This window comes from Mesobacillus harenae (assembly GCF_013343715.1).
Lineage (GTDB): Bacteria > Bacillota > Bacilli > Bacillales > Cytobacillaceae > Mesobacillus_A > Mesobacillus_A harenae.
This window is the reverse complement of record NZ_JABUNR010000013.1, coordinates 139,107-152,769: the sequence shown is the minus strand read 5'-3', so window position 1 is coordinate 152,769 and position 13,663 is coordinate 139,107. Positions and strand designations below refer to the sequence as shown.

The window sequence follows — 13,663 nt, the reverse complement described above, 5'->3', positions numbered from 1 at the left end:
AAGTTCTTTTATCTGAAAATCGGTATATAAATTCTTCCCCATGATACTCCTCCGTCCCCTCAATAATTCTATTGAAACACAAAAAACCCCGTATAAGGGACACTTTTTTATCAGTGTCCGTTATACGGGGTATAGCTCAGTATCTGGAGCACCCTTTTTTATGGTTAGTGAAAGACGAATACCTAGATAAATACTTATTGGTTTTTTTGTCGTTGATGGTAGTCAAGAGTCTATTCAAGATGCTTTTCTTAAAAGCAGACATCAAAAATAAACTTAATCATGCTATAATTTTAAAAATAAAACTCGCTGCCAATGAGATTGGCAGGAAAAGAGGGGTAGAATGGGAAAAAAAACAAAGAACCGCAAAGGAAATCAGCCGAAAAAAGAAGAGAAAGCAGCAACGCTTGGAGATCTGTTAAATCAAGATACAATGGCCCAACTCAAGGAAGTGAAGGAGAAGTTTAACGCAGAAAAAGAGCTTCGAGAGCAACAGGAGAAGGCTAAGCGTGCTGAAGAAAAAAGACAAAAAGAAAAAAATAAAACGTTTGAAGAGCTTCTTTCTGAGAGTGAGCTGGACTGGAAGAAGTATAAATGAAGTAAAGCAAGAAGGCACTTTAGAACCAACAGTCCAAACGGTCGGGTTTAAGATAGTTAATGTGTTTGCAATAGAGCTCGGTGAAAGCCGCTTCCTGTTTCGTCATAGTAACAGCGGTGCTTGTTAATAGTTAAAGCTCGGTTTAGTGTTTCTCTTCTGTTAATTAAGGTATATAGGTGGTAGACGCAACAGAGGAGTTTATAACTATGTTTTATTCGTTAAGTTTTTTATTTGCCATTGGCTTTGTGGTTATTCACCTATCATCTAAATATATGAAGTTTTTAAGCGTGATACCGCGCAGCAGGCTTCTTTCAGCGGCAGGCGGCGTTTCAGTTGCGTATGTGTTTGTGCACCTGCTGCCGGAACTTAACCATCATGATGAAGTATTGGATCAGGTGTGGGAATCAAACTATTTTTATTTTGAAAACCGGATATACCTAGTTGCAATGATCGGACTGGCCATATTTTATGGCTTGGAGAATATGGTAAAGAAATCACAGAAAGCTAATAATATAGATTATGCAACAAGAGGGGTATTTTGGATCCATATTTCCGCCTTCTTTCTGTATAATGCGCTGATTGGTTATTTGCTGGTGGACGGAGTTTTTGAAAATGATACCAGAATGCTATTTTATTTCATTGCCTTAGCAGTACATTTCATCTCAAATGACCATGGCTTAAGACAGACCCATACGGAAATATACGACCGCCTGGGAAGATGGCTTCTGGCAGCTTCGGTGTTAGTGGGATGGATACTAGGTCAATCTATTGACGTAAACGAAGCAGCAATAGCAATTTTGTTCTCTTTACTGGCTGGAGGGGTTATTCTGAATGTTATGAAAGAGGAACTTCCTGGAGAACGGGAGAGCACGTTTTGGGCTTTTGCTGCAGGTTTGTCAGCTTACACATTGCTCTTATCATTTGCATAAAGATTTTGCTTTCAGGTTAAGCACCTATAACTAGAACACAAACCAAGGGAGCAGCTTATTAGCTGCTCTCCAGTTGTGCTGTTTAGAAAAGGGATAGCAGTTCCATTACGGATGATCGAATGCGTCTAGCTCCAGCGCCTATCCTCGTTAAGCAAGCCCGAGCTCGCTTTAGTCTTGTTGCTGAAGTCAAAGAACGGCTACACCCTCAAGTAGGTAGGTTGTTTTCGCGGAGAAACAGAGAAACAACTACTGTCCTAATGTCTGGCTAAGTCTCGCGTTCGGACACGCCGCATTTCTAGTTGTGCCTTCTAGCTTCTCGAGTCGCTTTAGTCTTGTTGCTGAAGTCAAAGAACGACTCCGCCTTCAAGACCTCCACCTCCAGGCTAAACGGTCGGCTTCACTCTTAGGATTGTGAAGTTAAACAGTCAGGCTTCATTATGGATTGCCTGTGGACAAGGCGCTTCCGCTTTATTTTCAGCGGTGCTGATTATAGCGGTTTGCTTTTGACAAGGACTGAATCAGTTCTATTTCCCTTGCGCTGAGCGGCTTGCTATTAACAGCCCTTGCATTTTCTTTAACCTGGCTTATAGAACTCGCCCCTGCCACAATAGAGGCAACAGCGGGGTTAGCTAGGTTATATTGGACTGCAGCATTCAGCAAGTCTTGGGGGCTGAGGTCTCTTTTCAAGCGAGTTAATAATTGTTCCAGTTCTTCAAAGGTGTAATCAAGATAGCCTTTTTCAATAATGGAAGGCGAAGACTTGAGTGGTTTATCGGTTAACAGGCCTTTCGCTACTGTTCCTCTTGTCACTGCACTCTTTCCTTTTTTAGCGAGCAGGGGGAGCACCTCTTCTTCAGCTCGTCTGTCGAGGATGCTATATTGGACCATGACAGATATGATATTGGATTTGTTTACATACTCCCGTATTACATTGGGGCGGATAGACGAGAGCCCATAATGCCGAATAAATCCTTCTTGTTTCAGCTCCTCAAATGCTTCAATCGTTTCATCAATTGGATCTTCAATCGTTCCCCCATGGAGCTGGTACAAATCTATATATTCGGTGTTCAGGCGCTTTAAACTTGATTTAACGGCCTCTTTAATATGAGCCTTGGATGGGTCCCAGGACCAGCCATCTTTACTGGAACTCCAACGGTTTCCTGCTTTGGTCGCTATGACGACCTGGTCTCTCACGCCTTGAAGTGCCTCACCAACAATTTCCTCATTTAGTCCAAATTCGTATAGGTCAGCTGTATCAAAATACGTTACTCCTTCTTCAAGTGCTGCCTCAATCACTTTTTTTGCATGGTTTTTATCGGTGCCAAGCGACATACAGCCAAGGGCCAGTTCGCTGACTTTTAAATTAGAATTGCCTAATAAATTTTGTTTCATGTCTGCCTCCTTTAAGAAAGAAAGCGCTTGGACAACCTAGCCTTTAAAACTAAGAAGATCTCCATATGTTTAGCCATACCTGTCCGCGACTTTGCTTTTCTAATATTGTACCGGAGTGTTCCCCTGCCGACAAATGTTGCGGCCGTCAGGATTCGTTGACCGAATCCAATCTTTTACAAGTTTATGCTCTTTGCTATATTCACGAAGCTTCCGTCGTACCTCCCAGGACTTGCCAGCAATGATTATTCCTTTCTCATGAACGTAAATCTTCACTATTCTACCCCTCTCAACTAAGTATGATAAAATGTATGAGCATTGATATTGGGAATAGAACAGGAGTGATTCTTCATGGAACGGCTTGAGGAAAAGACGGTCAAAACAGAGAAGATTTTTTCTGGGAAAGTGATCAGCCTCCAGGTTGATGATGTAGAGCTTCCAAATGGAAGGATATCTAAGCGAGAAATTGTTAAGCATCCCGGTGCAGTTGCAGTAATTCCTGTAACGGACGACCATAAAATTGTCATGGTAGAGCAGTACAGAAAAGCACTAGAGAGAACGATTATTGAAATTCCAGCAGGGAAACTAGAAATAGGAGAAAAACCAGAAATTTGTGCTTTGCGAGAGCTTGAAGAAGAAACGGGTTATGAAAGCAATGAATTAGAGTGGCTCCTGTCTTTTTTTACATCGCCAGGCTTTGCGGACGAGATCATCCATTTATATATTGCCACAGGGCTATCGAAAAAAGAGAACCCCGCTAGTGCAGACGAAGATGAATTTGTCAATGTAATGGAGGTTACATTAACAGAAGCAATTCAATTGATTAAAGACCAAAAAATCTTTGATGCTAAGACAGCTTATGCTGTCCAGTATCTGCAGCTGCATGAGGATGTTTTATTAAAATGAACAAATACTACGCTGACTTTCATATCCATATTGGAAGGACGAGGTCGGGAAAAGCAGTTAAAATAACTGGAGCTAAATCGCTGACGTTTTCTAATATCATCGAGCATGCTAGGGACCATAAAGGTTTGAATATGATTGGGATTATTGATTGCCATTCCCCGGAAGTGATTGTAGAAATGAATGAACTCCTTGAAAGTGGAGAGCTGACGGAACATCCGGAAGGCGGCTTAATGTACGGGGGCTTGAGTATAATTCCAGGCTCAGAGTTGGAGATAAACGACGAACACTGCCAAGGTCCCGTCCATGTGTTATGTTTTTTCCGCTTTCTAAAGGAAATGACAGTATTTTCGCAATGGCTTTCAAAACATTTAAAGAATATAACTTTAAGTTCACAAAGGGTTTATGTTTCCGGCAAACAGCTTCAGGAGAAGGTAAAGGAGCTGGGAGGGATTTTTATTCCCGCCCACGTATTCACCCCATTCAAAAGTTTGTATGGGAAAGGTGTGCAAAGATCTCTGTCAGAGATATTTGATCCAGCGATGATCGATGCCATTGAATTAGGGTTGAGTGCTGACACTACTATGGCGGACCAATTGAATGAGCTCCATACGTATTCTTATTTGACCAATTCAGATGCTCATTCGCTCGCAAAGATTGCCAGAGAATATCAAGTAATTGAAATGGAGAACCCAACTTTCTCAGAATGGAAGAAAGCATTACACAGGTCAGAGGGAAGAAGGATCGGGGCCAATTATGGACTTGATCCATTTTTAGGGAAATATCACCAAACTGTATGTGCTGGCTGTTTAGCACCGGTTGAGAAGCTAAACTCGGCCTGCGAAACCTGCGGGCATACGAAAGTAATTAGGGGAGTGGCAGATCGGATCAAAGAAATCTCCAGTGGGTCAAATGATCGCCCCGATGATCGGCCACCTTATATACACCAGGTTCCCTTAGAGTTTATTCCTGGGCTCGGTCCTAAAAAGTTGGAAAAGCTGCTTGGTCACTTTGGAACAGAAATGGCCGTCTTGCATGAAGTTCCATATGAAGCCTTAGCTCAAGTGATTCCAGCAAAGGAAGCGAATTTAATTGTGAAAGCCCGGTCGGGCCGCCTCAGCCTTGAGGTCGGCGGCGGCGGGCGTTATGGTAAAATTAAAGGCTAAATAAAAATAGAAAGTTTGTCCACAGCCGAAAAGCTGTGGCTTTTTTTTTAGCCTGAAATTTTTTAATAAAAGTCATACATAAGGTGGACAGGCATACAATTTAATATCCATGCTTTCGGGAGGAATAACAATGAGAAAACAAAAGTACCAGAACGTCGCAGCAATCCATTTTCGAGAAAATTCCTCAATTTATTTGTTTGTGAGTGTACTATTTTTAATGGGGATTATTTTTGGGGCAGTTATTGTTAACAGCTTAACCTTCTCACAAAAAGAGGATTTGTTCTATTACCTTTCACAGTTTTTTGGACAAGTCTCTACAGGTAAGGTGGCGGAATCAAGCGACATATTTCTCCAAAGTTTTTTTCATAACGTTAAGTTCATCGGCCTAATATGGGTTCTTGGCATTTCAATTATTGGTTTACCTGTCATTTTGGTTCTTTTATTTATGAAAGGGATGGTAGTCGGATTTACAGTCGGCTTCCTTGTTAATCAAATGAAATGGAACGGATTTCTTCTATCATTTGTATCCATCCTGCCGCAAAACTTTATTATTATCCCAATCTTTATTATAATGGCTACTTTAGCCGTAACGTTTTCATTAAAGTTAATCCGGAATCAGTTTATGAAAAAAATCGGACAGCCCATTTTGCCATTGCTAACCCGTTATTTAATAGCATTTCTGCTCGCTATCGTTGTATTATCTGCAGCCGCTGGTATAGAAGCCTACCTTTCTCCTGCTCTTTTAAAGGCAGTTGTGCAATCAGGTATATGATAATAAGAATTATTATTACTTAATAATTTATTTATTCTCTTAATTGGAATGATTTCATTTTGACTCTTATTCTCCTTCTGTTATAATGAAAATGACAGTGGCGGGGGAGTGACTACCGGTATGGAAAACAGAATTGAGAGAATAAAAAAGCACCTGCATTCATCAAGTTATAAATTGACGCCTCAACGTGAAGCGACGGTTCGAGTTCTGTTAGAAAATGAAGAAGATCATCTAAGTGCAGAAGATGTCTATCTGCTTGTGAAAGAAAAATCTCCAGAAATTGGGCTTGCGACAGTCTATAGAACACTAGAACTGCTTACGGAGTTAAAGATTGTTGATAAAATCAATTTTGGTGACGGGGTTTCCCGCTATGACCTGCGCCAAGAGGGTGCTGCGCATTTTCACCATCACCTTGTATGTATAGAATGCGGGGCAGTCGATGAAATTCAGGATGACCTTTTAGAAGATGTTGAAGAGATTGTTGAACGAGATTGGAAGTTTAAAATTAAAGACCACCGTCTAACTTTTCATGGAATTTGCCATCGCTGTCAGAATGATGATGGCGAACCTAAAACTAATAATGAATGAACCTTTTCTCACTGAGGAAAGGTTTTTATTATCTTTTTTTATAAGTGAGGCAAGAATTCACAAGCTTAGCCAACAATATTAACGTATGGACAATTATCAGGTCTTTTTTGTGAGTACTTAAATCCGAAACGCTATTTTTCAATGTATATTTTTGGGCCAAGCTGGCATACCCTTTATTATCTGGTATTGTTTGGGGGAAGTCCGATGAAAGCTTGGATTGGAATTGTTTTTCATACCATTAAGGTATTTGTATTGTTCACGGGATGCACAATACTTTTTTATTATGGTATCATGTGGATAAATGAAGAATATCAAAATTATCATCGATATGATGCGCCAGAAGGAGCTGCGGTGAAGGTGTCAACATCTTACTCGAATGAGGAAGCATCTTGGCTCGATCGGCTGATTCTGTTTTACTGGATAGGGGAGTAAGTTATGGAAGATCGTCTCAGAGACTTTATACACTTTTTAATTGTAGAAAAAGGCTTGGCAAAGAATACTATTGAATCCTATGAGCGCGATCTAAAAAGCTATTTAAAATACTTAAAAAAGATTGAAGATATAGGCGATTTAAATGATGTTCAACGAGTTCAAATTATTCATTTTCTTGCTTATTTAAAAGATGGAGGCAAATCATCTAAAACGCTTGCTAGGCATATCGCTTCTATCCGGGCTTTTCACCAGTTCTTACTCCGGGAAAGAGCAGTTAAGCAGGATCCGACTGTTCATATTGAATCGCCCCAGTCTGAGCGCTCACTTCCCAAAGTTCTTAGCCTAAAGGAAGTTGAAAGGCTGCTGGAAACCCCGCAAGGAAATGATCACTTCAGCATCAGGGATAAAGCGATGCTAGAGCTGCTTTACGCGACAGGGATCAGGGTAAGCGAATTAATAGGACTAACATTAGGCGATCTCCATCTAAGCATGGGGTTTATTCGCTGTATTGGTAAAGGAAATAAAGAGAGAATTATTCCGATTGGAAAATCGGCTGCGGCTGCATTAGAAGAGTACCTCAGTGAAGGCAGACCTAAGTTCGTTTCAAAAAACCATCGGGACGAGTCATTGTTTTTGAACCTTTATGGAAAAAAGCTGTCACGGCAAGGCTTCTGGAAGATCTTAAAAGGGCTTGCTCTGAAAGCAGGAATTCAAAAAGAACTGACACCACATACCCTGAGACACTCCTTTGCGACACATCTTCTTGAAAATGGAGCCGATCTTCGAGCGGTACAAGAGATGCTGGGCCATGCTGATATTTCTACTACTCAAATTTATACGCATATAACTAAATCGAGGCTTCGGGATGTTTATAGTAAATTTCATCCGCGAGCTTAATAGATTTATAGAAACTGTCAAAAAGCTGTCTCAATTGGGGCAGCTTTTTTCTTGTTATTAGTAAGTACTTTTTAGTAAGATATAGATGTCAGACTTCTGACGAGTGGTTATAATAAGGTTATATGCTAATGAACTGGGTAACATATTTGTGAGGTTTATTTGTGTATTGCAAACGTATTCAATATAGAAGGAGGATTTATGAATGGGTTCATATACATATAAAAGAGTGTTTCTGATCGTGATGGATTCAGTAGGAATCGGGGAGGCTCCGGATGCAGAAAGATTTGGAGATACAGGCTCTGATACTCTAGGCCATATCGCCGAGAAGCTGAATGGACTCACCATGACAAACATGGCAAAACTTGGGCTGGGCAACATCCGTGATGTAAAGGGGATACCGAGTGCTGAGAAGCCGCTCGCCTTTTATACGAAGATGGAGGAAGCCTCTAATGGAAAGGATACGATGACAGGACATTGGGAGTTAATGGGTTTAAATATCCAGGTTCCATTCAGAGTGTTTCCTAATGGTTTTCCTGAGGAGTTAATTACAGAATTAGAAAACCGCACGGGCAGAAAGATTATCGGTAATAAACCGGCGAGCGGAACGGAAATTTTGGATGAACTAGGCGAAGAACATATGAAGACAGGATCATTAATCGTTTACACATCTGCAGATTCTGTTCTTCAGATTGCTGCCCATGAAGAAATCATCCCAATTGAGGAGCAATACCGTATTTGTGAAATTGCCAGAGAACTAACACTTGATGAGAAGTATATGGTTGGCCGTGTTATTGCCCGTCCATTTCTTGGGGAAGCCGGAGATTTTAAGAGAACAGCAAACCGCCATGATTATGCATTGAAACCTTTTGAACGTACGGTCATGAATGAACTAAAGGATTCAGATTTAGATGTCATTGCAATTGGGAAGATTTCAGATATTTATGATGGTGAAGGTGTGACTGACTCCCTTAGAACTGTCTCAAATATGGATGGAATGGATAAGCTTATTCAAACTCTTGACCGGGATTTTACTGGCTTAGCATTTTTGAATTTGGTGGATTTCGACGCTCTGTACGGACATAGGCGTGATCCGCAAGGTTATGGAACTGCACTCGAAGAATACGATGCCCGCCTGCCTGAGGTTCTATCAAAGCTAGGGGAAGATGACTTATTGATTATTACTGCAGACCACGGTAATGATCCTGTCCATCCAGGGACTGATCATACAAGAGAGTACGTTCCGCTTCTCGTCTATTCCAAGAGAATGGAAGAAGGGAAGGAACTGCCTGTGCGTAAAACCTTTGCTGATGTAGGTGCAACAGTGGCAGAAAACTATAAGGTAAAAATGCCGAAGCACGGAGCCAGTTTTTTAAATCAAATTTAAAAGAAAAAGGTGAACAGAATGGAGTTTGAAAAAATTCAAAATGCAGCAGCGTTTCTGAAGGATAAATTCAAAGATACGCCTGCAATAGGACTAATACTAGGTTCTGGCCTGGGAGTACTAGCAGATGAGATTGAAAATCCAATCGCAATTCCATACAGCGAAATTCCTGACTTTCCGGTTTCAACCGTTGAGGGCCATGCAGGCCAGCTTGTGTTTGGGACATTAAACGGAACAAAGGTTGTAGCTATGCAAGGCAGATTTCATTTTTATGAAGGATACAGCATGGAAAAGGTAACGTTTCCGGTCCGGGTGATGCGAAACATGGGCGTGGAAACACTGATTGTTACAAATGCTGCTGGTGGTATTAATGAATCATTTACACCGGGAGACTTGATGATCATAACAGATCATATTAATAATATGGGAACCAATCCGCTGATCGGTCCAAATGACAAGCGGTTTGGCGCCCGATTCCCTGATATGAGTGAAGCTTATAATAAGGAACTGCGTTCACTCGCGAAAAAAACTGCTGCTAGTCTGGAACTGGCTGTCCAGGAAGGTGTCTATGTTGGAAATACAGGTCCAACCTATGAAACCCCTGCCGAGGTCAGAATGCTTAGAACCATAGGCGGTGATGCAGTAGGCATGTCCACAGTGCCAGAAGTAATTGTTGCCAGGCATTCAGGAATGAGGGTATTAGGTATATCATGTATTTCAAACATGGCAGCAGGTATACTAGACCAGCCGCTGACCCATGATGAGGTAATGGAGACAACAGAAAATGTAAAAGCTAGTTTCCTGCTTTATGTAAAAGAACTAGTCAAACAAATCAAGGGAAGTTAATCTGGAATCCTATATTTTATAAAAGTGGTGAAAACAATGAGAATGGTTGATTTGATTCAAAAGAAACGGGACGGGAATGGATTAAAAAGCGAAGAAATTCAGTTTATCATTAAGGGATACACAGATGGCACCATTCCCGATTACCAAATGAGTGCCTTGACAATGGCTATATATTTTCAGGGGATGACTGAACAAGAGCGTGCGGATTTAACTATGGCAATGGTGGAATCTGGAGACCAGATAGACCTAGCAAAAATTAAAGGAATAAAGGTTGATAAGCACTCCACCGGCGGAGTCGGGGATACCACAACATTAGTGTTGGGACCGCTCGTTGCCTCTGTTGGGGTTCCAGTTGCTAAGATGTCTGGCCGGGGTCTAGGCCATACAGGAGGAACAATTGATAAGCTTGAAGCTGTTAGCGGATTTCACGTTGAAATTGAAAATGAAGAATTTATCCAGCTTGTTAATCAAAATAAGATTGCGGTAATTGGTCAAAGCGGCAATTTGACACCTGCCGATAAAAAGCTATACTCGCTTCGTGATGTAACAGCGACAGTTAACAGCATTCCGCTCATTGCCAGCTCAATTATGAGCAAAAAAATTGCTGCCGGAGCAGATGCTGTTGTCCTCGATGTAAAAACAGGAGCAGGAGCTTTTATGAAAAAAATTGATGATTCGAGAGAGCTCGCACAAGCGATGGTTCGGATTGGGAATAATGTCGGCAGAAAAACAATGGCTGTTATATCGGATATGAGTCAGCCATTAGGTTTTGCAATCGGAAATGCACTGGAAGTTAAGGAAGCGATTGATACACTGAAGGGTGTAGGACCTGATGATTTAACAGAGCTTTGCCTAACACTAGGCAGTCATATGGTTTTTGTTGGTGGAAAAGCTGAATCGCTTTCAGAAGCACGAACACTTCTAGAAGAATCTATAAAAAGTGGAAGAGCACTTGAGACATTTAAGGTTTTCCTAGCGTCACAAGGCGGTGATGCTTCAGTTGTTGACGACCCGGAAAGACTCCCACAAGCAAAGTACATCTATGAGTTAGAAGCAAAATCAGATGGATATGTTTCTGAAATTATTGCAGATGAAGTTGGAACGGCGGCAATGTTATTAGGTGCTGGAAGAGCAACCAAGGAGTCTGTCATAGACTTGGCTGTTGGACTAGTATTGAAGAAAAAAATCGGAGATCAAGTCAAAACCGGTGATTCATTATTAACGATATACAGCAATTTTAGTGATGTTACTGAAGTGCGTAACAAGCTTTACAATAGTATCACAATCTCTGAACAAAAAGTTGATGCACCTGTCCTGATACATGAAGAAATAACAGAATAAATGAGTTAGAAGCGAAGGGGTAATCCTTCGCTTCTTTTTATTGTTTAAAACACTAGTAAAGTTACGGATAATCGTTTGCTATGTAGCATCCAGCTCCAGCGACTAATGTACTTTGCCCACCTCCCTATGATAAGTCAACATCGAATTGCCCGCTCTTCATGTTTCCTTTTATCTCTAGTCATACCCCCAACTCCCAAGCGCCTTAACGGGCGCTTTCGTTTTTATAAAAAAATAAAATAGAATTCTATCCAAGTTTTTTCGAGGTTTTGTATAAAATTGGATGTAATGGAAAAAATAAACGATATAAAGATAGGAGGGTTATGCTCATGTTATGCAAAAAAGTCTTTGGTTTACTGGTTTTTCCTTTATTACTCGCTTCTATATTAACACCTGCTGCATTTGCCAATGAGTCAGATATAAAGCTGGTGGATGATGCAAAGTCCGCTATTTTAATTGAACGTGATACTGGGGCCATCCTGTTTGATAAGAACAGTCAAGAAAAACTTCCCCCGGCTAGCATGACCAAAATAATGACCATGCTGCTTATCATGGAAGCACTCGATCAAGGGAAGCTCAAACTTAACGAAAAAATTCGTGCAAGTGAGTATGCGGCATCCATGGGAGGTTCACAAATTTTCCTGGAAGCCGGTGAAGAAATGACCGCCGAAGAGTTGTTGAAGGGTGTTGCGATCGGTTCTGGAAATGATGCTTCAGTAGCTTTAGCGGAAAGGATTGCTGGTTCAGAAGGTGAATTTGTGAAATTAATGAATGCCAAGGTAAAGGATTTAGGTTTGAAAAATACTGTTTTCAAAAATCCTACAGGCTTGCCTACTGAAGGTCACTATAGTACAGCTTATGACATGGCTATAATGGCGAAAGAACTGCTTAAATATGAAGATATCACAAATTTTACTGGTACGTATGAAGCATACCTGAGGGAAGACACTGATAAAAAATTCTGGCTGGTTAATACAAACCGACTTGTCCGGTTCTATCCAGGTGTAGACGGGCTGAAAACAGGTTTTACGAATGAAGCGAAGTATTGTCTGACAGCTACCGCCGAGAAAGATGGGATGAGAGCCATTGCTGTAGTTTTTGGTGCGCCTACTTCTAAATCGAGAAATGCACAGGTCACTAAAATGCTCGATTATGCCTTTAGTCAATATGAAACCCATCCTATGTATAAAAAAGATTATCTGCTTGGAAAGGCAGTGTTAAGTAAAGGGAGTCAAAAAACCGTTGACGCCGTCACATCTGAAAGTGTTTCATTACTAACCAAAAAGGGTCAGAGCATTAAAGACGTAAAGCAGACAGTTACATTGGCGAAAAACATCAAAGCACCTATCCAAAAAGGTGATAAGGTTGGAACGCTAAAACTTGAAAAAGACGGAAAGACGATCGTAGAGACCCCGTTAGTCGCAAGCAAATCTGTTAAGAATGCAAACTGGTGGGAGTTATACAAACGATCCTTCGGTATGTTTACTAAAATGGGAGAGTAGTGTCGAAAGTGAGTAAAATCATTACTATTTTAGCGAAAAGGCACTAGTTTTGTCCGTGAGAAGGATTTAGCACCAATAAAATAGAATTGACTCACTATACCAGATAAGGAGGCTTTGGATAGTGAGTCTTAACATTAATATGGAAATCAAACGCGAAGTCTTATGTATCCGCTTAAGCGGCGAACTAGACCACCATACTGCAGATGAACTTCGTGTCAAAGCAACAAAAGCCCTTGAAGATAATAACGTACGCCATATCCTATTGAACCTTGAGAATCTTTCGTTCATGGATAGTTCGGGTCTTGGAGTCATTTTGGGAAGATATAAACAAATTAAGCACCTGCATGGAGAAATGGTTGTCTGTAAAGTATCCCCTTCGATCAAAAGGCTGTTAGATATGTCAGGCTTGTTCAAAATTGTTCGATTAGAGCCGACAGAAGAATACGCTTTAGAAAGATGGGGGGGTGCCTAATGAATAGGAATGAGATGAATCTGCAGTTTAGTGCTTTAAGTCAAAATGAATCGTTTGCCCGTGTTACCGTTGCTTCATTTATTGCACAGCTTGATCCAACTTTAGATGAGCTGACAGAAATTAAAACGGTTGTTTCCGAAGCTGTTACAAATGCCATTATTCACGGCTACGAGAATGACCCATCAGGGATGGTTTATATTACTGTGACCATTCAGGACGGGCTGGTCGACATGACCATAAAAGATAAAGGAATGGGAATTAGCGATATTGAAGAAGCGCGCCAGCCTTTGTACACCTCTAAACCAGAGTTAGAGAGGTCTGGAATGGGTTTTACTATTATGGAAAATTTCATGGATGAGGTTGAGGTTATTTCAATACCAGGAAACGGGACCGAAATCCGCCTAAAAAAAGACCTTTCAAAAAGTAAAGCGCTATGCAATTAAGGGAGTCATG

The 13,663-nt window shown here is 41.0% G+C and carries 16 protein-coding genes; 14 read left to right on the top strand and 2 right to left on the bottom strand.

Annotated elements, in window-relative coordinates:
- The first annotated feature begins 340 nt into the window (after positions 1 to 340).
- A complete protein-coding gene (locus HRJ06_RS16650) occupies positions 341 to 595 on the top strand; it encodes a YqkE family protein (protein ID WP_174734087.1) in 255 nt (84 codons plus the stop codon).
- Between the two features lie 206 nt (positions 596 to 801).
- Positions 802 to 1,524: a hypothetical protein gene (locus HRJ06_RS16645; protein WP_174734086.1), complete on the top strand. Its 723-nt coding sequence runs from the start codon at positions 802 to 804 to the stop codon at positions 1,522 to 1,524.
- A 474-nt stretch (positions 1,525 to 1,998) separates the two neighbouring features.
- Here HRJ06_RS16645 and HRJ06_RS16640 read toward each other — a convergent pair whose 3' ends face one another.
- Both HRJ06_RS16640 and mciZ read right to left on the bottom strand, forming a co-directional pair.
- On the bottom strand, positions 1,999 to 2,916 hold the full coding sequence (locus HRJ06_RS16640) for an aldo/keto reductase (protein ID WP_174734085.1): 918 nt from the start codon (positions 2,914 to 2,916) through the stop codon (positions 1,999 to 2,001).
- 99 nt (positions 2,917 to 3,015) lie between these two features.
- A complete protein-coding gene (mciZ, locus tag HRJ06_RS16635) occupies positions 3,016 to 3,189 on the bottom strand; it encodes a Z-ring formation inhibitor MciZ (RefSeq protein ID WP_174734084.1) in 174 nt (57 codons plus the stop codon).
- A gap of 75 nt (positions 3,190 to 3,264) precedes the next feature.
- Here mciZ and HRJ06_RS16630 point away from each other — a divergent pair, with 75 nt between their 5' ends.
- From HRJ06_RS16630 to spoIIAB, 12 genes are all read left to right on the top strand, one after another.
- The gene (locus HRJ06_RS16630; RefSeq protein ID WP_174734083.1) at positions 3,265 to 3,819 is read left to right on the top strand and encodes an NUDIX domain-containing protein; all 555 of its coding nucleotides are present in this window, start codon (positions 3,265 to 3,267) and stop codon (positions 3,817 to 3,819) included.
- Complete coding sequence (locus HRJ06_RS16625) at positions 3,816 to 4,982, top strand: endonuclease Q family protein (RefSeq protein WP_174734082.1); 1,167 nt, start codon at positions 3,816 to 3,818, stop codon at positions 4,980 to 4,982. The genes HRJ06_RS16630 and HRJ06_RS16625 overlap by 4 nt, the downstream gene beginning before the upstream one ends.
- Positions 4,983 to 5,112: 130 nt before the next feature.
- A complete protein-coding gene (gene spoIIM / locus HRJ06_RS16620; protein WP_174734081.1) occupies positions 5,113 to 5,754 on the top strand; it encodes a stage II sporulation protein M in 642 nt (213 codons plus the stop codon).
- Positions 5,755 to 5,874: 120 nt separating this feature from the next.
- Positions 5,875 to 6,342 (top strand): ferric iron uptake transcriptional regulator, encoded by a 468-nt coding sequence (gene fur / locus HRJ06_RS16615; RefSeq protein ID WP_174734080.1) that lies wholly within the window; start codon positions 5,875 to 5,877, stop codon positions 6,340 to 6,342.
- A gap of 204 nt (positions 6,343 to 6,546) precedes the next feature.
- Positions 6,547 to 6,774, top strand: a complete 228-nt coding sequence (locus HRJ06_RS16610) for a YqzK family protein (protein WP_174734079.1) — start codon at positions 6,547 to 6,549, stop codon at positions 6,772 to 6,774.
- A gap of 3 nt (positions 6,775 to 6,777) precedes the next feature.
- Positions 6,778 to 7,671 (top strand): site-specific tyrosine recombinase XerD, encoded by an 894-nt coding sequence (gene xerD, locus HRJ06_RS16605; RefSeq protein WP_174734078.1) that lies wholly within the window; start codon positions 6,778 to 6,780, stop codon positions 7,669 to 7,671.
- A 202-nt stretch (positions 7,672 to 7,873) separates the two neighbouring features.
- Positions 7,874 to 9,055, top strand: a complete 1,182-nt coding sequence (gene deoB / locus HRJ06_RS16600) for a phosphopentomutase (protein ID WP_174734077.1) — start codon at positions 7,874 to 7,876, stop codon at positions 9,053 to 9,055.
- An 18-nt stretch (positions 9,056 to 9,073) separates the two neighbouring features.
- Positions 9,074 to 9,898 carry a purine-nucleoside phosphorylase gene (locus HRJ06_RS16595; RefSeq protein ID WP_174734076.1) on the top strand — a complete coding sequence of 275 codons (825 nt, stop codon included), beginning with the start codon at positions 9,074 to 9,076 and terminating at the stop codon, positions 9,896 to 9,898.
- Between the two features lie 36 nt (positions 9,899 to 9,934).
- Positions 9,935 to 11,239: a pyrimidine-nucleoside phosphorylase gene (locus HRJ06_RS16590; RefSeq protein WP_174734075.1), complete on the top strand. Its 1,305-nt coding sequence runs from the start codon at positions 9,935 to 9,937 to the stop codon at positions 11,237 to 11,239.
- Positions 11,240 to 11,565: 326 nt separating this feature from the next.
- On the top strand, positions 11,566 to 12,738 hold the full coding sequence (locus tag HRJ06_RS16585; RefSeq protein ID WP_174734074.1) for a D-alanyl-D-alanine carboxypeptidase family protein: 1,173 nt from the start codon (positions 11,566 to 11,568) through the stop codon (positions 12,736 to 12,738).
- A 121-nt stretch (positions 12,739 to 12,859) separates the two neighbouring features.
- Entirely contained in the window at positions 12,860 to 13,210 is a 351-nt protein-coding gene (gene spoIIAA / locus HRJ06_RS16580) for an anti-sigma F factor antagonist (protein WP_174734073.1), read from the top strand.
- Positions 13,210 to 13,653, top strand: coding sequence for an anti-sigma F factor (spoIIAB, locus tag HRJ06_RS16575; RefSeq protein ID WP_174734072.1), 444 nt, complete (start codon positions 13,210 to 13,212; stop codon positions 13,651 to 13,653). Before spoIIAA ends, spoIIAB begins: the two co-directional genes overlap by 1 nt.
- Positions 13,654 to 13,663: the final 10 nt, after the last annotated feature.

Coding starts and splice junctions, on each gene's coding strand:
- spoIIM (WP_174734081.1), top strand. CDS start 5,113: ATGAGAAAACAAAAGTACCAGAACGTCGCAGCAATCCATTTTCGAGAA.
- HRJ06_RS16630 (WP_174734083.1), top strand. CDS start 3,265: ATGGAACGGCTTGAGGAAAAGACGGTCAAAACAGAGAAGATTTTTTCT.
- xerD (WP_174734078.1), top strand. CDS start 6,778: ATGGAAGATCGTCTCAGAGACTTTATACACTTTTTAATTGTAGAAAAA.
- HRJ06_RS16610 (WP_174734079.1), top strand. CDS start 6,547: ATGAAAGCTTGGATTGGAATTGTTTTTCATACCATTAAGGTATTTGTA.
- spoIIAB (WP_174734072.1), top strand. CDS start 13,210: ATGAATAGGAATGAGATGAATCTGCAGTTTAGTGCTTTAAGTCAAAAT.
- HRJ06_RS16625 (WP_174734082.1), top strand. CDS start 3,816: ATGAACAAATACTACGCTGACTTTCATATCCATATTGGAAGGACGAGG.
- HRJ06_RS16640 (WP_174734085.1), bottom strand. CDS start 2,916: ATGAAACAAAATTTATTAGGCAATTCTAATTTAAAAGTCAGCGAACTG.
- deoB (WP_174734077.1), top strand. CDS start 7,874: ATGGGTTCATATACATATAAAAGAGTGTTTCTGATCGTGATGGATTCA.
- HRJ06_RS16595 (WP_174734076.1), top strand. CDS start 9,074: ATGGAGTTTGAAAAAATTCAAAATGCAGCAGCGTTTCTGAAGGATAAA.
- HRJ06_RS16650 (WP_174734087.1), top strand. CDS start 341: ATGGGAAAAAAAACAAAGAACCGCAAAGGAAATCAGCCGAAAAAAGAA.
- HRJ06_RS16585 (WP_174734074.1), top strand. CDS start 11,566: ATGTTATGCAAAAAAGTCTTTGGTTTACTGGTTTTTCCTTTATTACTC.
- HRJ06_RS16590 (WP_174734075.1), top strand. CDS start 9,935: ATGAGAATGGTTGATTTGATTCAAAAGAAACGGGACGGGAATGGATTA.
- fur (WP_174734080.1), top strand. CDS start 5,875: ATGGAAAACAGAATTGAGAGAATAAAAAAGCACCTGCATTCATCAAGT.
- HRJ06_RS16645 (WP_174734086.1), top strand. CDS start 802: ATGTTTTATTCGTTAAGTTTTTTATTTGCCATTGGCTTTGTGGTTATT.